The sequence below is a fragment of the Paenibacillus sp. PCH8 genome (genome assembly GCF_002968835.1).
Lineage (GTDB): Bacteria > Bacillota > Bacilli > Paenibacillales > Paenibacillaceae > Paenibacillus.
Window position 1 is genome coordinate 342,007 of sequence record NZ_PKQK01000002.1, and the last position, 18,348, is coordinate 360,354.

Below are 18,348 nucleotides of genomic sequence, written 5' to 3' on the forward strand. Positions count from 1 at the left end.
TCATTATAACCTTATACGTTACCACGTACCAATGCAGTTATGCCTGTACGGGACAATTCACGAATGCCGTATGGCTTGAGCAATTCAATCATCGCATCGATTTTGTCCGTATCACCAACAACTTGTACCATCAGACTTCCAGGGCCGATATCCACAATGGATGCACGGAATGTCTCTACCACACCCAGAATTTCAGGACGCTCGGAAGGCTCAGCTTTCACTTTGATCAGAGCAAGTTCACGAGCAACCATCGGTTTGAGGCTGAAATCGACCACTTTAATGACATCGATGATTTTGTATAGTTGTTTCTCTATCTGCTCCAGCGTTTTGTCGTCACCAATGGTGACAATGACCATCCGGGAGAGACCGGGCTCTTCCGATTGACCTACTGTAATACTCTCAATGTTGAATCCGCGTCGACCGAACAACCCCGATACCCGCTGAAGGACGCCAGGCTGATCGTTAACCAATATTGAAATCGTATGTCTAATCATTCCTCAGCATCCCCCATCAGCATTTGATCAATTGTTGCTCCCTGCGGAACCATTGGATACACATTTTCATGCTTGCGTACTACGAATTCAACAACGACAGGGCCCGGTGTATCCAGAGCTTCTTGCCAAGCTCGCTCTGCTTCTTCCTTATTCGTTGCTCGCAATCCTTTAACGCCATACGCTTCAGCCAGTTTTACAAAGTCCGGACTTCCTGCCAGATCAATGTGACTGTAACGGTTATCATAGATGAGTTCCTGCCATTGGCGTACCATGCCTAGTACCTGATTGTTAATGATAACAATTTTCACCGGGATATTGTTAATGGCACAAATTGCGAGTTCTTGGGAACACATCTGCATTCCGCCGTCACCGTTAATAGAGATAACCAGTCTGTCCGGATTGGCCATCTGAGCACCAATTGCAGAAGGGAATCCAAAGCCCATTGTTCCAAGTCCACCAGAAGTTACCCATGAACGCGGTTGATTGAACTTGTAGTATTGTGCTGCCCACATCTGATGTTGTCCCACATCCGTCGTCACAATTGCTTCGCCTTTGGTTGTATCGTTCAGCATTTCAACAACCCACTGCGGTTTCAGTACTTCGTCTGAATCCGTATAGCTGTAAGGCTTCTCTTGTTTCCACTGTTTGATCTGGTCTCTCCATGCATCTGCACGCTCTGCACGCCCAACTTCTTTGTTGGCTATTTCCAGTACCGTCTTCACATCACCAACGATCGGAATATCCGTTGCAATGTTTTTGCCAATTTCAGCAGGATCAATATCGATATGAACGATTTTGGCATATGGTGCGAATCCATCCAGCTTACCGGTTACCCGATCATCGAAGCGTGCTCCGATATTAATCAGCAGATCCGCTTTTTGAATGGCCTGATTGGATGTGTACGTTCCGTGCATCCCCGGCATTCCTGTCCACAGTTCATGCCCACTTGGGAATGCGCCAAGACCCAGAAGTGTTGTCGTAATTGGAATGCCTGTCTTCTCAACAAACTCGAACAACTCTTCATGTCCACCCGAGTATACCACACCGCCACCGGCCAGAATCATTGGACGTTCAGCTTCCTGAATGGCCTGTGCCAAACGGTCAACCTGAAGTTTGTTCGGTACGGTCCGTGGATTGTAGCCTCTTAATGTAACAGGTTCAGTACTCGGTTCAAACAAGGTTTTGTTAGCCGATACATCCTTTGGAATGTCGATCAGTACAGGACCTTTGCGACCCGTATTGGCAATGTGAAATGCCTCATGAATGATACTGGAGAGATCTTTTACATCTTTCACCAGATAACTGTGTTTGGTGATTGGCATAGTAATCCCGGTAATATCAGCTTCCTGGAAAGCATCCGAGCCGATCAGGCTGGAATTGACATTTCCCGTAATGACAACCAGTGGCACAGAATCCATATATGCCGTGGCTATTCCGGTAACCAGATTGGTTGCTCCCGGCCCGGAGGTTGCGATACAGACACCGACTTTACCACTTGCACGTGCATAACCGTCCGCAGCATGAATTGCGCCTTGTTCGTGACGGGTCAATACATGTTTGAAGTCTTCAAAACCATACATCGCATCGTAAATGTACAACACTGCGCCGCCCGGGTAACCAAACACGCACTCCACGCCTTCAAGCAACAAACTTCTCAGCAGAATCTCGGAACCGCTAATGACCTCCGGCTTCATCCATTTTTCACGTAATTCATCTGTCGATCTTACTTCTGGAATTTGAGCTCCCATCAGTCATCCTCCTCTCGGAATTTACACCATTCTGACATTTAAAGTTACAAAAAAAACCTTCCATCCCCTGCAAACAAGTTCATGCTTGCGAGGGACGAAAGGTTATCGCTTCCGTGGTACCACCCAACTTTGTCCGAAATTTCGCAATAACGGACCTTACCAGGTATAACAAAACGATAGCTCAAACGAACATAGTCGTTTCCCATACCTGTTGTCTGTAACGCAGACATACGATTTCCCCTAATACGCGAAAGGAGTGACATCCAGTGCTTTTCAGGAAAACAGCTCCGAGGTGAGCTCGTATATAAGGGGTAATGGTGGTGGTTTCAGCAATTCCAGCCACTCTCTGAGCAAAAGAGCCCTTAAAACTTCGTCCTCTTCATAGCCGATGAAATATTCTCGTTAAATGTTAGGAACATTATATGATTCCTCCAACAGATAAGTCAATACCTGTTTTGCATAAAAATTCAGGGAGTCCTACAACATGCCTCTTCCGCCTTTAAGGTTTCCCTATTCCTTGCACTTCATTCAGTCACCTTTTCTCTTGCTTCGGGCATAGGATATACGAGCAACACGCCTGGTTCTGAAAGGAGGCTCCGCATGGTGATTCGGCAACGCAGATCCAAGCTGGATGATGGCGCCATCATGAAGCTAATTGACACTCAACTTGTTCCTCTATCTCATATGAGTGAACAAGAAATCAATAAAATTCGTAAAGAAATACCCCTGCGAATGAACAGGGGCATGACCTTTGTTATCTCGCCGGAGCCTGAAAAATCGGCTGTCGCATTCATCCATTTTCTCATGCACGGGGAACTGCTCTATGTCGATATGATGGCTGTTAGTCCCAAAGAACAACGCAAGCGATACGGACAGACTTTGTTACTCAAAGCAGAGAGCTTTGCAGCCTCCAGAGGTTGTAGGAGATCGAAAGTGATGGTGGATGAAGGCAATACCAAAGGCCTTCAGTTTTATCAAAAAAATGGATATCACGCGATTCGATATATTATGATAAGCCGCTGCTACGAAATGGAAAAATCAATATAGATTATTCTAGAAAAATCCTGGTGGACGTGGGCCCGGTCCATAAGGTCCGAATCCAGGTCCCGATCCATATCCTCCCCCAAGTCCACCAGGTCCTCCAGCTCCATATCCAGGGCCATAACCTGGGCCACAACCTGGGCCGCATCCAGGGCCTGAGCCCGGACCAGGCCCAAATCCGGGGCCTTGGCCATAAGCATAAGGCAGTGTCGCAATCGCGAGCAGATCGAACAATACCAGTGGCAGAATAGCTTTTGTTCGTACTTTCTTACTGCCCAAACGCTTCAATACGAGTTTATTTTGAGATACTTTTAACAGCTTCCCAGTAACCCGAGTGCCGTCTTTTTTGATTGCAACAATGTTTTTGCCTATTAATTTCATCGCTTCAGTACGCGTAACTTGTTGTTTCATACTTTCCCCTCCTCCTCGGATCGTTCAGAACAGTGTATTCGTCCAAGACTAGATTCGCCTGTTTCATTGTCCCTACCTGAAAATATAGGTATCCAATATGAGCAACCAGCTCAGTGATTTGTTAGAGGAGAAGGAATTTAAAGAGAATTAAAAAAGAGCCCGCACAAGGCGGACCCCTCTATCAAACCAATGAATATTTAACTTGATATGCCGGAGGTTGTTACCTTTTACCCGGATCATATGCTTCACCCAGTGCAGAAGGAGCCGAAGAACGTCCGACCGCAGCCACCAGAACGATAATGGTAAGCAGGTAAGGCAACATATAAATAATTTCCTGGGGAATACTTTGTGACCATTCGAACAACTGTACATAGTTTCGAATCGCTTGCGAGAATCCAAAGAACACAGCCGCACCAAAAGCACCAATCGGATTCCATTTACCAAAGATCATAGCTGCAATGGCAATATAACCTTGGCCGGAAACCGTATTGTGTGAGAACGTGCCTGTTGTCGTCAACGTAATCGCTGCACCACCAATAGCTGCAAGCGCACCACTGATCATAACAGCAACATAGCGGTAACGACGCACTTTAACACCTACTGTATCTGCTGCACTTGGATGTTCACCAACAGAACGGAGACGAAGACCAAAAGGTGTTTTGAACATGATGTAATACGTCAGGAATACGAACAAGATTGCCAGATATGTCGTTGGATATACGTTCTTGAAGAAAGCTTCTCCAAGCAAAGGAATCTCTTTCAAGAACGGCACATCAAACTTACTGAAGCCCTGAACCAACGGTGAATCACCAGAACCTTCAAACAACAATTTAACCAAGTACAATGTACTTCCTGCTGCCAAAAAGTTAATAACGATACCACTGATAATCTGGTCAGCTTTGAATGTGATAGATGCAACAGCATGAATCAGCGATACCAATACGCCCAGCACAATCGCGAGAAGGACACCCATCCAGGCCGATGTGGTTCCACCCATGCCCGCTTCTTGCGCATAGTGTGCACCGATTCCAGCTGCAAAAGCACCAAAGACCATGAAACCTTCAAGTCCGAGGTTAGTCACACCTGATTTTTCTGAAAAAATTCCGCCGAGGGATGCAAAAATCAATGCCGTAGCAAAGACAAGCGTCGTATTGATAATTTGCCCAATTGTCAACAAGTCCATCTACAACACCTTCTCTTTCTTGCGCTTCGAATAGAACGGTTTAAGTATCCAGCGCACGATGCCCTGTGCCGCGATGAAGAAGATAATCGAACCGATCACAATCCGAATAATCTCAGGCGGAACATCCGCAGCAAAGCTCATACCTGCAGATCCGTACGTGAGGGTACCGAACAGCACTGCTCCCAACAACACCCCAAACGGATGATTCAGGCCAATCAGGGCAACCGCTATGCCGTCAAAACCAGTACCTGGCGACCCCGACATGACAGTTTGGTATTGGAAGACACCTAGCACCTGGAATGCACCACCAAGACCAGCAAGCATACCACTGATGAACATCGCTTTTACGATATTCCGGTTCACATGCATACCTGCATATTCAGCCGCATTAGGGTTGTAGCCTACTGCGCGGATTTCATAACCCTGTTTGGTTTTCCACATATAGATATAAAAGAGTACAGCCATCACAATGGCAATCAACGTCCCCATGTGCACACGAGAGTTGCCCATCAGTTCAGAGAGCCATGTCAGACTGATCGAAGCTGATTCGCTGATATCCACGGAACGATTCTCGCCCTTTAACAGCAAGAATTGGCGTACGATAAGATTGGCCAGATACAGACCAATCCAGTTCAGCATGATACTGCTGATTACTTCATTGACCCCACGTGCCGCTTTCAAGTAACCAGCAATGGCTGCCCAAAGACCACCAAAGAGCGCACCGGCAAGCAAAGCCAGCGGAGCATGGAGGTAGATCGGCAAACCTGCAAATTTAACACCTACAAATGTTGCAGCTGTCATTCCGACGAGAAATTGGCCTTCTCCCCGATGTTAAACAACCCTGCACGTGAAGCAAATGCAAATGCAAGTCCAGTCATGATCAGCGGCGTCATTTCCCGCACGGCTTCACCAAAATTGTACATGTCTCCAAATACCTTGGTGAACAAGGCACCATAGGCTTCAATTGGATTGTATCCACCAACCAGCATGACTACACCACCGAGAATAAGCCCCATAATGATGGCTACTACAGGCAAAATGAATGAATCTCGGGTAAACCATTTCAATACGTTACTCATGCGCAGTACCTCTCTTTTGGGTGCTGCCCGCCATCATCAAGCCGAGCTCCCTGTCATTGGTTTCTTCCGGCAGCACCTCACCTACGATCTGCCCTTCATAGATGACAGCAATTCGGTCAGATACATTGATAATCTCATCAAGCTCAAATGAAATGAGCAGAACAGCCTTGCCTTGATCCCGTTGTGCAATCAGTTGCTTTTGCACGAACTCAATAGCCCCTACGTCCAAGCCACGAGTTGGCTGGGCAGCGATAAGAAGTTCAGGGTTTTTATCGATCTCACGGGCGATAATGGCTTTCTGCTGATTTCCTCCGGACAAGGAACGGGCTTTGGTCTCGATACTTGGTGTACGCACATCAAATGCCTCCACAAGTCGTTTCGCTTGCTTTTTGATGGCATCAAAGTTAAGGAACCCTTTACGAGTGTATGGTGCTTTGTAGTAGGATTCCAGGACGATATTTTCACTCACTGAAAAATCAAGAACAAGTCCGTGTTTGTGTCGATCTTCAGGAATATGAGCCACACCCGACTCCGAAATATGGCGCGGCGAATGATTGGACAGCTCCTTGCCCTCCAAACGAATTGATCCACTCTCTACTTTACGAAGTCCGGTAAGGGCTTCAATCAGTTCACTTTGCCCATTACCATCAACGCCTGCAATTCCGACAATCTCTCCTGCACGGACGTTCAGGTTAAGCTGATTAAGAACCGAGATACCTTCTTTATTTTTGGCAGTCAATTTGCTGATTTCGAGCACATTTGCTCCCGGTGTAGCAGGCGTTTTGTCTACTTTAAAGGTGACATTCCGTCCAACCATTTTCTCTGCCAGTTCATTAGGATTCGTTTCCGATGTTTTGACCGAATCAATCACTTTACCCCGACGAATAATCGTTACCGTATCCGAGATTTCCATGATTTCTTTCAGTTTGTGCGTGATTAAAATAATGGACTTGCCTTCAGCTACAAGCTTCTTCATGATGATCATCAGTTCTTTGATCTCTTGAGGTGTCAATACAGCTGTAGGTTCGTCAAAAATAAGAATGTCCGCACCGCGATACAACGTTTTAACAATCTCCACCCGTTGTTGCATTCCGACAGAAATATCATGGATCTTCGCATGAGGATTGACCTTGAGTCCATACTGCTCGGACAAGCGCTGCACTTCAGCAGCCGCTTTTTTATAATTAATATTGAGACCCTTCGTAGGTTCAGATCCCAAAATAATGTTCTCTGTTACCGTGAACGGCTGTACAAGCTTAAAGTGCTGATGCACCATTCCGATGCCAAGATCGATCGCGCGGTTAGGGCTGTCGATGATGACAGGCTTGCCATTCACTTCAATGGAACCTTCATCCGGCTGATAGAGACCAAAAACAATGTTCATCAACGTTGACTTACCAGCGCCGTTTTCGCCCAGTAAAGCGTGGATCTCGCCTTTACGAAGCTGAAGGCTGATAGCGTCGTTGGCAACAATGCCTGGGAAACGCTTCGTAATTTGTTTTAACTCAACGACGGGGGTTGCTGCACCCATGTAATCACCCTTATAACTGAATTAGTGTGGTTCCGAAAACGTAAGAAAAGCTCCTACCGGAGCGTTGATGCACAGTAACCTTGTACAATTGTTACGATGACTTGATCAAATGTTCCTGTCCTTACAATCATAAGGCCGGTCAAGACCGGCCCTGATGATTATTCTTTTCACAGCTCAGTTCAAATTACTCTGTAGGTACTTTGATTTCGCCGCTGATGATTTTTTCTTTGTACTCTTCAACTTTGGCAAGTGTATCAGCAGATACATTGGCAGTTGAAGTATCAGCAATACCTACACCGTTTTCTTTCAAAGTCAGGTTCTCGGAACCACCCTTGAATGTTCCATCGATTACTTCTTGGTTCACGCGTTTAACTGCTTCGTCAACTTTTTTGATCATGGAAGTCAGTGTGATTTCATCACCAAACTCAATGGATTGGTCTTTGTCTACACCAATAACCCATACTTCTTGTCCTTGCTTCTTACGAGCGCCTGCTTCATTAAACACGCCGTTACCAGTAGCACCAGAAGCGTGGAAAATGATGTCTACGCCTTGGTTGTACATTGTAGCTGCTGCTGCTTTACCAAGGTCAGGTTTATCAAAAGCACCTGTGTAGTTAGAGATGAACTCAGCATCAGGATTTACAGCCTTAACGCCTTCTCTGAAACCTACTTCAAACTTTTTGATCAACGGGCTGTCCATACCACCAACAAATCCTACTTTATTCGTTTTTGTTGTAAGACCAGCTACAACACCAACCAGGTAAGATCCTTCTTCTTCAGCAAATGTTACCGATTTAACGTTAGGAACATCAACTACACTGTCAATGATCGCAAGTTTGGAATCAGGGTTTTGCTCAGCAACCGTTTTGATTGCATCAGCCAGTTGGAAACCGATACCCCAAGTCAGGTCATATCCGTTTTTAACGAATTCGTTCAGGTTAGGAATGTACTCTTCATCGGATTTACTTTGCAGGTATTTAACTGCTGTCCCTGTTTCAGTTTCAGTCGCTTGCAGAGCTTCCCAAGCAGATTGGTTGAAAGATTTGTCATTAACTCCACCTACGTCAGTAACCATACCGATTTGCAAATCGGATTTAGTTTCAGTGGGAGTGCCACCTGTATCTCCTCCGGCATTTGTTTCTTCTTTCGGTTTGCTACCGCAACCTGCGAGCATAACCGATACCGCCAGCAACATTACCAAAGACAAGCTAAGCATCTTTTTCATTTTCTCTTTTTCCCCCTTAATGATATATCCCTCATTCCAACCCAGCCTACATTGAATTGTTCAACAGATAGCAGGAATGACTTTTAAGCAGAATGTATGGTTTCTTCGACATTAAAAGCGCATTCTTACCCTTGGAGCATCCCATCACCTGTCGAAAATCCGAACATTATGACATGGAGAGAAACATTTAGGACTTGCCTACTAGAGGTGATTATACAATCAACCAGTGTTAAAATCCAGATGTTTCATCACCAAATATCACATATTTTTGTTCTTTTTTTATTGAAAGCGCTTAATAATTTAACGTTTTAACACACTAACGTTACAACGATGTGATGTTATATGACAAAAATATGCCGCAGACTTCAGTGACAATTGAAAATCATCTGTTTTTATTTGTATTATTTCACCGTTCGTATTTTATGTATTCCCATGGTCTGTTATTCATCCGTCATCTGATTTCATTATTCCCTTGCAGACAATAGCCTATTCGCTCTAATCATTCAGAAGTTCATCTTCAAATTTCTTAAAGCCGTAAAAAAAGCCGCCATAGGTACGGCGGCTTGTATCATACAATTTAAGCGTTGATTTTGCCTTTAGCTACAGTAGCCAAAGAGTTGAACGCATTGATGTCGTTAACGGCCAGATCAGCCAACATCTTGCGGTTCATGTCTACACCAGCAAGTTTCAAACCATGGATCAGTTTGTTGTAAGACAAACCATTCATACGTGCTGCAGCATTGATACGAACGATCCACAGTCTGCGGAAGTTACGTTTCGTGTTGCGACGGTCACGGTATGCGTATACCAGGGATTTCATTACTTGCTCGTTAGCTGTTTTAAAAATACGGTGTTTGGAACCGAAATAACCTCTTGCCAGTTTCAATACCTTTTTATGACGACGACGTACTACAAAACCGCCTTTGACTCTTGCCATCTTAAAGAACCTCCCAAATAAATATTAAATGTATCCGTAGTATGTGTACGACCGAGGCCGATCCCCCATACGGAATGTACTATGTTTAATTAGCCTTTCAAGTTAGCCAAACCTTGTTTCAAACGTTTAACATCCCCGGCAGCCATAACTGGGTTACCGTTCAGAACGCGCTTAGCACGTTTTGATTTGTGGGAAAGCAAGTGATTTTTGTGTGCTTTGTAACGAAGGACTTTACCAGTACCGGTAATTTTGAAACGTCCTTTCAAACTGCTGTGAGTTTTCATTTTAGGCATTTTGTGTTTCCTCCTCCAATGTTATCAGGCTTTAGGAGCCAAAATCATGATCATACTGCGGCCTTCCAATTTCGGTTGACGTTCAATGGTACAAAGTTCTGCAACTTCTACCTTAACGCGCTCCAAAATCCGTTGACCAATCGCGGCATGTGCAATTTCACGTCCGCGGTAACGAACAGAACATTTCACTTTGTCGCCTTCGTTCAAAAACTTAACTACATTACGAAGCTTCGTTTGATAATCGTTCTCCTCAATATTGGAACGGAACCATACTTCTTTAATGTCAACAATTTTCTGGTTCTTACGGGCTTCTTTGTCTTTCTTTTGTTGCTCATAACGGAACTTGCCATAGTCCATAATGCGACACACCGGCGGTTTAGCCTGTGGTGCCACATTGACCAGATCCAAATTCAGATCGATCGCCATTTGCAGTGCTTCGCGAATCGGCGTAATCCCAATTTGTTCTCCTTCAGCTCCGACAAGGCGCACTTCCTTCGCCCGAATCTCATCATTAATCATGTGATCTTTACTAATAACCGTCCACCTCCAGGTCATTTTGAATATCCTGTTACACAAAAATAAAAGGGATGCCGGTCTAGCTACCGACATCCCTGTAATCAACGCAATTCTTCATGAGTTATACACTTCATAAATTATTGGGATCGCTGACCAGCCAACACTTGTTGGACAGGTGAGAAGTCGGACTTCTACTTGTGATTCCATTATTATTCTCTTAACGCACTTGAATACTATAACATCCACGAAAAACATTGTCAACATCTTCACAATTTTTTTATAGTTACATTTCGAAGTTTGATATTGACGATTTCATGCTCGCTTTGTTATCCCTGTTTGCTCTGTACCTCATCCAAACGTACAACACGCGTATGTTGGGTGTGGCTCCACTGTTTGTTGTTCTGTGTGAAGAAAGCGTAGAACGTAATCGGGTACCATGAAAGCAGGTAAATCGGGAACAAAATCAGATATAGATAAACTTTGGCAAAGGTAACCTTCTCCAGTGCCATCGACAACAGAAACGTCAGAATATTCAAGCCTATGGCTAAGAACCCAACCCACAGCGGGAAGTATCCATAGATATTCGCAATGTGCGGGCCATTGAATATGGCCATGTCTACCCACATCACAGCAGTCATCAAAAACGTAAGCAATACTACGTACACATTGGCTCCATACACAGCAAGGTCAAATTTCACCAGGCTTCTTTCTTTAATCGCCTGCCAAAGCAGCGGGAAGAAGTATCTGCGTGCAACTGTAAAGTGGCCTTGCATCCAGCGCAGACGTTGTCTCGCTGAAGCTTTGAAGGTTAATGGTTTCTCATCAAATACTTTGGCATCATAGTTGAAAACAGGATATACATTTTGCTGCACACTGCGCATCGTAAATTCCAGATCCTCAACCAGACTCGTAGCACCCCAACCAATTTCTTTCAGCAAATTGGTCTCGAAGCACATTCCGGTTCCTCCAAGGAAATTCGCCATTTTCAAATTATGACGAGACAACTGCCACAGACGGTTAATATACCAGTAGGATACACCGTATGCCGCAGTAATCCATGAATCTTCCGGGTTCTTCGTATCAATGTATCCTTGAATAACACGCGAACCATTGCACAAGTCGTCATTCATCTCAAGCAAGAAGTTACGGTCAACCAGGTTATCCGCGTCAAACATAACAACTGCGTCATACTGACGTGGCAATTCCCACAGATATTTAAGCATCCATTCAATGGCGTACCCTTTACCTCTTAGATCGGCATTGGTACGTACACAAGCATTCAATCCATGTTCTCGAACAATTTGAGCCGTTCCATCCGTACAGTTATCACAGATAACAAACACTTCGTACAGATCCTCAGGATAATCAAGTTGTTTCAAGTTCTCCATCAAGGCACCAATGACTTGTTCCTCATTGTGTGCTGCGACGAGTACAGCGAATGATTTTGTCGCCGGATAATGTTTCTTTTTCTTTTTCTTAACCAGACCGAACAGCGAAAACGTGAATTGGTACACGGCTAGCAGTGCCAGAATGACCTGCATCGTGACGAATATAGCGTCCATCATCGTTCTCTGTTACCCCCTTTTTTCAAAACCCAGTTTACTTATAGCATTTCTCTTCCTGATTCTGCATTTTATTTTTTTTTGTGATATGCAGAATATGACCCTGTTCTTTTGTGTACTACGCAAATAGTTCAGGCAATGTTTCAAAGCTCGGTTGCTTGCCAATAGGCTGCTTTATCGATTCTGTATTCTTTTCAGTCATTTGTCAAAACCCCAATTCCACTTTTTGAAGCAGAAATGTGAACTTTAAACGCTGAATAGACAGTTCGTGATACCACAACCTCGCATTCATGCCTGTTATATCTTATTTTCAGCCGTTTACTTGATTTTTATTTCTAAAGTCCCTGTTTTTTTCATCAGCATGTTATTCTTCACCAGAGGCCCTATAACAAATAACGTAAACCAACCTTAAAAAGTTTAATCCACAGCTCACATTTTTTTACCTCTTTTCAGCCATGTTGAATCATTGTATCTTTTTTGGCTTATCCAAGTCAAAAAGTTAAGATGGGTATATATCCACTCTTTAACATGAATTTTACGTTCTTTACATGTGTTCTTCTTGAAAAGGACAACATTTAAAAATATGATAAACATATACCTGAAATAACCTCAAGTTCACGAAAAACGGTTATATACTAATGAGGACGAAACTGGATGCAAAAAAAATCACCGGAAATACTGCCGCCATCAAGAGCGGCCTGACTGGCAGGAGGCCAATATGAGCCGTTTATTCGTAAAGTTCCAAGCGTATGATCGAAATGTATTTATGTGGATCAACGGCCGACTTCATAATCGTTTTATGAACTTTTGGCTGTATTATTTCACCCATCTGGGTGGAGCAACTTCTTCTATTGCAGTATCCTTGTTGATCTGGCTCCTTGCTCCGGCTCCTTGGAGTACGATAGGACTACAGGCGTGCATCGCTCTTGCGGTCAGCCATATTCCTGTAGCCATTGCGAAAAAATTGTACCCTCGCATTCGGCCTTATCTGGCCTTGCCGGATACGATTACGTTCCGCAACCCCCTGACGGACCATTCCTTTCCTTCAGGACACACGACTGCCATTTTTTCGGTCACTGTTCCATTTATGGCCGCTGAACCGTTTTTATTGCTAACATTGTTGCCTGTGGCCCTTATTGTCGGATTCTCTCGAATCTATCTGGGATTACACTATCCTTCCGATGTTCTGGCAGGCGCTACAATAGGTACTTTAGTCGCACTTGCAACAGTTGCATTCTGGTCTTAAAGCCGATATGTTAGACTCAGGAAAACCTAGCAGGAACAGGTGAAGCAAGCGTGGAAAAAAAGAGAGTATTATTATTATCGGAAGGCTTTGGTACAGGGCATACTCAAGCCGCATACGCACTGTCCAGCAATTTGCGTAAGCTGTCGCCGGATGTGCAGACCAAAGTGCTTGAACTGGGAAGTTTTCTGAATCCCAAGGTTGCACCTCTTATTATAACTGCATACAAAAAAACGGTTACTAACCAACCCAAACTCGTCGGCTACGTATACAAGCATCAATATAAAAAATCATTGAACCGGCTGACAACACTCGCGCTGCACAAACTGTTCTATACACATACTCGCAGCGTGGTGCGTCAGTTGCGCCCCAATGCGATCGTGTGCACTCACCCGATCCCAAGCGCTGTTATCTCCAGACTGAAGCGCCTGGGTGTACAAGTACCTCTATGCACGGTTATTACCGATTATGACGCACACGGGACCTGGATTAGTCCTGAAGTGGACCTCTATCTGGTTTCTTCTGATGAGGTAAAGTCCAAATTAATGCTTCGTGGTGTATCTGTAGACAACATTCGGGTCACGGGCATTCCGGTTCATCCAAACTTCTGGGAGCATCCCGGACGAGACGAGATCCGAAGTCGCTTCAACCTCAAGAACATGCCTACTGTACTTGTCATGGGTGGCGGTTGGGGAATGCTCAGCGACAAGCTGATCCATCCGTTGCTGACACGCTGGCATGAAGATATTCAGATCATTTTTTGCCTCGGTCGCAATGATAAAGTACGGATCAACATGGAACAGAATTCCCTGTATCGCAAAGAGAACATCCATATTATCGGGTACACCAACGAAGTGGACAAATTAATGGAAGTATCCGACCTCCTGATCACCAAGCCTGGGGGAATGACTTGCAGTGAAGGCTTGGCTAAAGGCATTCCAATGTTGTTCCACAACCCTATACCGGGTCAGGAAGAAGAAAACGTCCTTTATTTTACCGCAAGAGGTTTGGGGGAACCGATCACTTCGCTGGACGTTGTAGTGAAGTGGATGAACAAACTGCTGCATCACTACCCGGATGTAGTACGTAAACGCAAACGCCATCTGGCAGAGATCGCCAAGGTTCACCCGATGGAGAGCGCTCAAAGTATTATAGACCTGCTGGAAGACGCTCAACCTTCCTCTGCAGAAGAGATACGTTTATGAAGATGTTATCTGGAATGGGAACTCGCTTCCATAGACTTCGTTCCTATTACGCCTATAACCAACGGCTTCAAACAAGCCTGCATACACATCAAAAAGGTGCCTTCGGATCTGAAGGCACCTTTTCTTATGAAGTATAGTACAAACTATTGAATGCCTGCTGACTTCAGGTATTCCTGCCATTGCTTGGTGTACTCTGTCTGGATTTTCTCCAAACCTGCTTGTTTCGCCTTCTCCATAAATGTATTCAAACCAGCCTCTACATCTGCAACCAAGCCTACATTAAGCGGATACAAATATTGCTTTTCCACTTGCTCCAATGCGGCCTTCTCGGCTTGGTATGGAGTCCAGTCTTCAGCAAATCCGGTGTAAATATCGTGCTTTTTGATTTTGTCGAGGTCTTTGAACATGGTCAGTACATCATCAAAGGTTTTGTCATATAGCATAAATTCCGGATTACGCCATGCCCAGCCATTCATGCCTTCGCGCGGGAAGCCATTCGTTTGTGCATCACCCACCATTTTGTAATATCCATCTTTGATCTCGAAGTTTTTGCCTTCAACGCCGTATTCCGTCAGCCAGTTATAACGTTTGTCTGTCACCAGTTTCTCATAGAATGCCAGCGCTCTTTCCGGGTTTTTGCTGCTCCGCGGAATCGCAAAACCATTGTGGATCGGGTGAACCGGTTGTGCAAACCCTTTCGCATTAGGGTACGGGAAATAAGCCAGTTTCCAATCAGGATGAGTAGACTGCACCTTGATTACATCTGCATTAAATTTGTTCGGGTTCTCCCCGGACAAAACAACAGCCGCTTTTCCATTTTGCAGCAACGAATTGGAAGTATCCTTTACGTTCAATACGTTTTTTGGGAAAAAGCCTTTGTCCATCCAACGTTTGTACGTTTGCAGGTCTTCCAGATGTTGTGCCGACCCCCAATAAGAAGTTACGGTTGATGGTGTGTCGTACATAATATCCAAACCATATGGGAGTTGACCCGCTGTATTCACCAGTTTGGAGGTCAATTGACGAATACCATGGGTATGGTTGGCATTGCTGTCTGCAATCGGAATCATATTCGGTTCATTAGCTTTGATGCCCTCCAGATACGCTTCAAGCGTCTCGATGGATTCCGGCTTCGGAAGGTTGTACTTCTCGCGCAAGTCCTCGCGGTACGCGATTCCCTCTGTCACATACTCAATCCATGTCGATGGAACCGTGTAGATTTTGTCATTAATTTTGACCGCATCCCACATATCATCAGGTATATGAGCCTTCAGTGCTGGCGCTGCTTTGGGCAGCATTTCATCCAGTGGCAGGAACGCGCCCTTCTTGGCATAGGACTGGTAGAATGTCCAATCCGCGGTGAAGATCAGATCGATCGGCTGTCCGGAAGACAGCAACAGTTTATATTTTTGATCCCAGTCGGTCCAGGAAGTGTAATTGAATTTCACATTGACGTTCAGATCAGCCTCAGCCAGCTTATTGATCTCGGACTCAATCACAGGCAGATCTTTGGGAGCATCCCCAAGCATGTAAAATTGCAGCGTTACTTTCTCACCTTTGTCCCCGGATGAACCTCCCTGCTCGCTTCCTTGCGTCGATCCCCCCGAACCGCTGTTACATGCGGCAAGTACCCCGGCGAATAACATCAGGGCAAATACCAGAGACAGGTGCCGAATTGTTTTGTTACGCATACGCATCCTCCCTTTTTGTGTAAACCTATCTATGTTAGCGCAGACTCGCCATGGTTCAGACCGTAGAATATGTTCAGGGTCTGCCACTCACAGCGTGTTCACGTTCTAACCTTTCACCGCACCAATCGTTAGTCCTTTGACAAAATAACGTTGCACGAACGGGTACAAGAACAAAATTGGCCCTGTCACCACGATAGCCATTGCCATCTTGGTTGATTCCGTAGGTACGTCCTGACTCAGCGTGATCCCCGTACCAATTGCCATCTGATCAATGAAGGTAATCGTGTTCATCGTGTTATAGAGATAAAATTGCAGCTGGTACATATCCGGGTTGTTAATAAAGAGCGACGAGGTAAACCAGTCATTCCAATACCCCAGTGCCAGAAACAGTCCTACGGTTGCGATACCAGGCATCGCCAGTTTCAGCACAACGCTGAAATAGATACGGAAGTCATTCGCTCCATCTATTTTGGCCGACTCGATCAACTCATCCGGCACAGCGGAACGAATGAAGTTTTTCATCAGGATGATAAGGAACGGCGTCATTAATCCCGGGAAAATCAATACAGTGTACGTATCCGTAAGGTTGAAGTAGTTGGCGAGCATAATGTACCAAGGCACGAGACCTCCGCCAAACAACGTGGTGAAGTAGATAAAAAACGAGAAGGTATTTCGATATTTGAAGTCTTTGCGCTGCAACACAAAGCCTGCCATCGTAATCAGAAACAGTCCAAGGGCTGTACCCACAACCGTTGTAAAGACGGTCACGCCATAGGCTTTAAGCACCTGTGTTGGGAATTTGAAGACCATCTTGTAGCCTTCGAGCGAAAAATCGGTTGGAAAGAGATGATAGCCATCCCTCACAATGGACTCGTTGCTGCTGAACGAACCCGATAGAATGAGTAGAAACGGTAGCAAACACAGGATCGATAAAATGATGATGAAACTGTAGGCAATCAGTTGAAACAGCAAGGTGAATTCCGAATCTCTGGCACGAGGTTTCGTACGCGTGTGAGTATGCATTGGTGTGTTCATGATCGTTCTCCCTTCTGCCCCGCGGGCGTTCTAGAACAAGGCGTAGTCCTCATTTACTTTGCGAATAATATAGTTGACGGTCATGATCAGAATGAATCCGAATAACGACTGATACAAGCCCGCAGCAGTGGCCATCCCGATATCAAACGTGACTTTCAGGGAACGATACACATACGTATCGATAATATCTGTAGCGTTATATAACACACCGTTGTTTCCGATTAGTTGGTAGAAGAGGTCGAACTGTCCCTTCATAATGCTCCCGAGTGAGAATAGTAGCAATATGACAAAAGTCGGCTTCAACATCGGTACCGTGATGTACCAGATTCGCTGAAAAATATTGGCCCCATCGATTCTGGCGGCTTCATAATACTCATCACTTATGCCTGTTATGGCTGCCAGATAGATAATCATGCTGTATCCTAGATTCTTCCATAGATAAAAGATGATGATCAGAAACACCCAGATCCAGGGTGTGTTATATATGTCTACCGGGCCTGCCTCGAAACGTTTGAGCAACGTGTTCACAAAACCGGACTCATAGTTGAACATGTTGTAAGCGATTACACTTAATAGTACAAAAGAGATGAAATACGGCAAAAACATAACCGACTGCGTAATTTTTTTGAACAACCTGCCCCGGATTTCGCTGAGCATGATCGCACAGAAGATTGCCAAACCATTGCCCAATATAATGAAGGCGAGATTGTAACCCACAGTGTTGGTCGTGAGTTTCAGCAGCATACCGGATTGCCATAAGAACTTGAAGTTCTCCAGACCGACAAAGGGACTGCCGAATAATCCTCCTTCAAAATCATACCGGGTAAACGCATAATAGATGCCGACCATCGGAAAATACGAGTTAATCAGAAAAAAAATCAGCGCGGGCAACAGCATCAGAAACATGATTTTGTTCTTGTTCAATTCTTTGAGCATGGCTCGATCCCTCCCGAATTTCTTACAGCGCTGCGTGTGGAGCTCTCTTATTATTGTAGATGCCTGCTCGGCTCACGGATACTGAAGCTTCCTGTCAGAGAATGAACGATTCTGCGAATTGAACTATGAACAAAACGAACGAATCATGAAATGAACAGACTTACACACGCATCCGTTCACAAATGTTGATATCGTGCATAGGCTAAATCGAGTGAACA

The 18,348-nt window shown here is 44.9% G+C and carries 16 protein-coding genes and 1 pseudogene; 3 read left to right on the forward strand and 14 right to left on the reverse strand.

All coding sequences use genetic code 11. The features are described 5' to 3' along the window. Positions 1-11: 11 nt before the first annotated feature. Both ilvN and ilvB read right to left on the reverse strand, forming a co-directional pair. A complete protein-coding gene (ilvN, locus tag C0Q44_RS14115; protein ID WP_105407956.1) occupies positions 12-494 on the reverse strand; it encodes an acetolactate synthase small subunit in 483 nt (160 codons plus the stop codon). After that, the gene (gene ilvB / locus C0Q44_RS14120; RefSeq protein WP_105407957.1) at positions 491-2,242 is read right to left on the reverse strand and encodes a biosynthetic-type acetolactate synthase large subunit; all 1,752 of its coding nucleotides are present in this window, start codon (positions 2,240-2,242) and stop codon (positions 491-493) included. The genes ilvN and ilvB overlap by 4 nt, the downstream gene beginning before the upstream one ends. Positions 2,243-2,842: 600 nt before the next feature. On the opposite strand from ilvB, the gene C0Q44_RS14125 reads away from it, so the two are divergent. Next, the gene (locus tag C0Q44_RS14125) at positions 2,843-3,289 is read left to right on the forward strand and encodes a GNAT family N-acetyltransferase (RefSeq protein WP_374955100.1); all 447 of its coding nucleotides are present in this window, start codon (positions 2,843-2,845) and stop codon (positions 3,287-3,289) included. 6 nt (positions 3,290-3,295) lie between these two features. Here C0Q44_RS14125 and C0Q44_RS30205 read toward each other — a convergent pair whose 3' ends face one another. The 9 genes and pseudogenes from C0Q44_RS30205 to C0Q44_RS14170 all read right to left on the reverse strand — a co-directional run bounded on the left by C0Q44_RS30205 (position 3,296) and on the right by C0Q44_RS14170 (position 12,023). Beyond that, complete coding sequence (locus C0Q44_RS30205) at positions 3,296-3,694, reverse strand: hypothetical protein (RefSeq protein ID WP_219845182.1); 399 nt, start codon at positions 3,692-3,694, stop codon at positions 3,296-3,298. Between the two features lie 220 nt (positions 3,695-3,914). Next, positions 3,915-4,877, reverse strand: a complete 963-nt coding sequence (locus C0Q44_RS14135; RefSeq protein WP_105407958.1) for an ABC transporter permease — start codon at positions 4,875-4,877, stop codon at positions 3,915-3,917. Next, positions 4,878-5,956 (reverse strand): annotated as a pseudogene (locus C0Q44_RS14140) (ABC transporter permease). It abuts the gene before it with no gap. Beyond that, a complete protein-coding gene (locus C0Q44_RS14145; RefSeq protein ID WP_105407959.1) occupies positions 5,949-7,487 on the reverse strand; it encodes an ABC transporter ATP-binding protein in 1,539 nt (512 codons plus the stop codon). Before C0Q44_RS14145 ends, C0Q44_RS14140 begins: the two are co-directional and overlap by 8 nt. A gap of 184 nt (positions 7,488-7,671) precedes the next feature. After that, complete coding sequence (locus C0Q44_RS14150; RefSeq protein WP_105407960.1) at positions 7,672-8,712, reverse strand: BMP family lipoprotein; 1,041 nt, start codon at positions 8,710-8,712, stop codon at positions 7,672-7,674. A gap of 577 nt (positions 8,713-9,289) precedes the next feature. Beyond that, the gene (rplT, locus tag C0Q44_RS14155) at positions 9,290-9,649 is read right to left on the reverse strand and encodes a 50S ribosomal protein L20 (protein WP_017689664.1); all 360 of its coding nucleotides are present in this window, start codon (positions 9,647-9,649) and stop codon (positions 9,290-9,292) included. Between the two features lie 89 nt (positions 9,650-9,738). Then, positions 9,739-9,942 (reverse strand): 50S ribosomal protein L35, encoded by a 204-nt coding sequence (rpmI, locus tag C0Q44_RS14160; protein ID WP_105407961.1) that lies wholly within the window; start codon positions 9,940-9,942, stop codon positions 9,739-9,741. 24 nt (positions 9,943-9,966) lie between these two features. Continuing rightward, positions 9,967-10,461: a translation initiation factor IF-3 gene (infC, locus tag C0Q44_RS14165; protein ID WP_105407962.1), complete on the reverse strand. Its 495-nt coding sequence runs from the start codon at positions 10,459-10,461 to the stop codon at positions 9,967-9,969. A gap of 323 nt (positions 10,462-10,784) precedes the next feature. Continuing rightward, positions 10,785-12,023 carry a glycosyltransferase family 2 protein gene (locus C0Q44_RS14170; protein ID WP_105407963.1) on the reverse strand — a complete coding sequence of 413 codons (1,239 nt, stop codon included), beginning with the start codon at positions 12,021-12,023 and terminating at the stop codon, positions 10,785-10,787. Between the two features lie 715 nt (positions 12,024-12,738). Between C0Q44_RS14170 and C0Q44_RS14175 the strand changes: the two genes are divergently transcribed. Together C0Q44_RS14175 and C0Q44_RS14180 are read left to right on the forward strand one after the other, a co-directional pair. After that, positions 12,739-13,266 (forward strand): phosphatase PAP2 family protein, encoded by a 528-nt coding sequence (locus C0Q44_RS14175; RefSeq protein WP_105407964.1) that lies wholly within the window; start codon positions 12,739-12,741, stop codon positions 13,264-13,266. 50 nt (positions 13,267-13,316) lie between these two features. Next, positions 13,317-14,468: an MGDG synthase family glycosyltransferase gene (locus C0Q44_RS14180; protein ID WP_105407965.1), complete on the forward strand. Its 1,152-nt coding sequence runs from the start codon at positions 13,317-13,319 to the stop codon at positions 14,466-14,468. A 143-nt stretch (positions 14,469-14,611) separates the two neighbouring features. Here the strand turns inward: C0Q44_RS14180 and C0Q44_RS14185 are convergent, their stop codons facing one another. The 3 genes from C0Q44_RS14185 to C0Q44_RS14195 all read right to left on the reverse strand — a co-directional run bounded on the left by C0Q44_RS14185 (position 14,612) and on the right by C0Q44_RS14195 (position 18,130). Next, complete coding sequence (locus tag C0Q44_RS14185; protein WP_105407966.1) at positions 14,612-16,159, reverse strand: ABC transporter substrate-binding protein; 1,548 nt, start codon at positions 16,157-16,159, stop codon at positions 14,612-14,614. A gap of 105 nt (positions 16,160-16,264) precedes the next feature. Next, entirely contained in the window at positions 16,265-17,194 is a 930-nt protein-coding gene (locus C0Q44_RS14190) for a carbohydrate ABC transporter permease (protein ID WP_105407967.1), read from the reverse strand. A 30-nt stretch (positions 17,195-17,224) separates the two neighbouring features. Continuing rightward, positions 17,225-18,130, reverse strand: a complete 906-nt coding sequence (locus tag C0Q44_RS14195; RefSeq protein WP_105407968.1) for an ABC transporter permease — start codon at positions 18,128-18,130, stop codon at positions 17,225-17,227. Positions 18,131-18,348: the final 218 nt, after the last annotated feature.

What these genes read in the sequence shown, in the direction of transcription:
- ilvN (WP_105407956.1), bottom strand. Translation starts at nt 494, where the DNA reads ATGATTAGACATACGATTTCAATATTGGTTAACGATCAGCCTGGCGTC.
- ilvB (WP_105407957.1), bottom strand. Translation starts at nt 2,242, where the DNA reads ATGGGAGCTCAAATTCCAGAAGTAAGATCGACAGATGAATTACGTGAA.
- C0Q44_RS14125 (WP_374955100.1), top strand. Translation starts at nt 2,843, where the DNA reads ATGGTGATTCGGCAACGCAGATCCAAGCTGGATGATGGCGCCATCATG.
- C0Q44_RS30205 (WP_219845182.1), bottom strand. Translation starts at nt 3,694, where the DNA reads ATGAAACAACAAGTTACGCGTACTGAAGCGATGAAATTAATAGGCAAA.
- C0Q44_RS14135 (WP_105407958.1), bottom strand. Translation starts at nt 4,877, where the DNA reads ATGGACTTGTTGACAATTGGGCAAATTATCAATACGACGCTTGTCTTT.
- C0Q44_RS14145 (WP_105407959.1), bottom strand. Translation starts at nt 7,487, where the DNA reads ATGGGTGCAGCAACCCCCGTCGTTGAGTTAAAACAAATTACGAAGCGT.
- C0Q44_RS14150 (WP_105407960.1), bottom strand. Translation starts at nt 8,712, where the DNA reads ATGAAAAAGATGCTTAGCTTGTCTTTGGTAATGTTGCTGGCGGTATCG.
- rplT (WP_017689664.1), bottom strand. Translation starts at nt 9,649, where the DNA reads ATGGCAAGAGTCAAAGGCGGTTTTGTAGTACGTCGTCGTCATAAAAAG.
- rpmI (WP_105407961.1), bottom strand. Translation starts at nt 9,942, where the DNA reads ATGCCTAAAATGAAAACTCACAGCAGTTTGAAAGGACGTTTCAAAATT.
- infC (WP_105407962.1), bottom strand. Translation starts at nt 10,461, where the DNA reads ATGATTAATGATGAGATTCGGGCGAAGGAAGTGCGCCTTGTCGGAGCT.
- C0Q44_RS14170 (WP_105407963.1), bottom strand. Translation starts at nt 12,023, where the DNA reads ATGATGGACGCTATATTCGTCACGATGCAGGTCATTCTGGCACTGCTA.
- C0Q44_RS14175 (WP_105407964.1), top strand. Translation starts at nt 12,739, where the DNA reads ATGAGCCGTTTATTCGTAAAGTTCCAAGCGTATGATCGAAATGTATTT.
- C0Q44_RS14185 (WP_105407966.1), bottom strand. Translation starts at nt 16,159, where the DNA reads ATGCGTAACAAAACAATTCGGCACCTGTCTCTGGTATTTGCCCTGATG.
- C0Q44_RS14190 (WP_105407967.1), bottom strand. Translation starts at nt 17,194, where the DNA reads ATGAACACACCAATGCATACTCACACGCGTACGAAACCTCGTGCCAGA.
- C0Q44_RS14195 (WP_105407968.1), bottom strand. Translation starts at nt 18,130, where the DNA reads ATGCTCAAAGAATTGAACAAGAACAAAATCATGTTTCTGATGCTGTTG.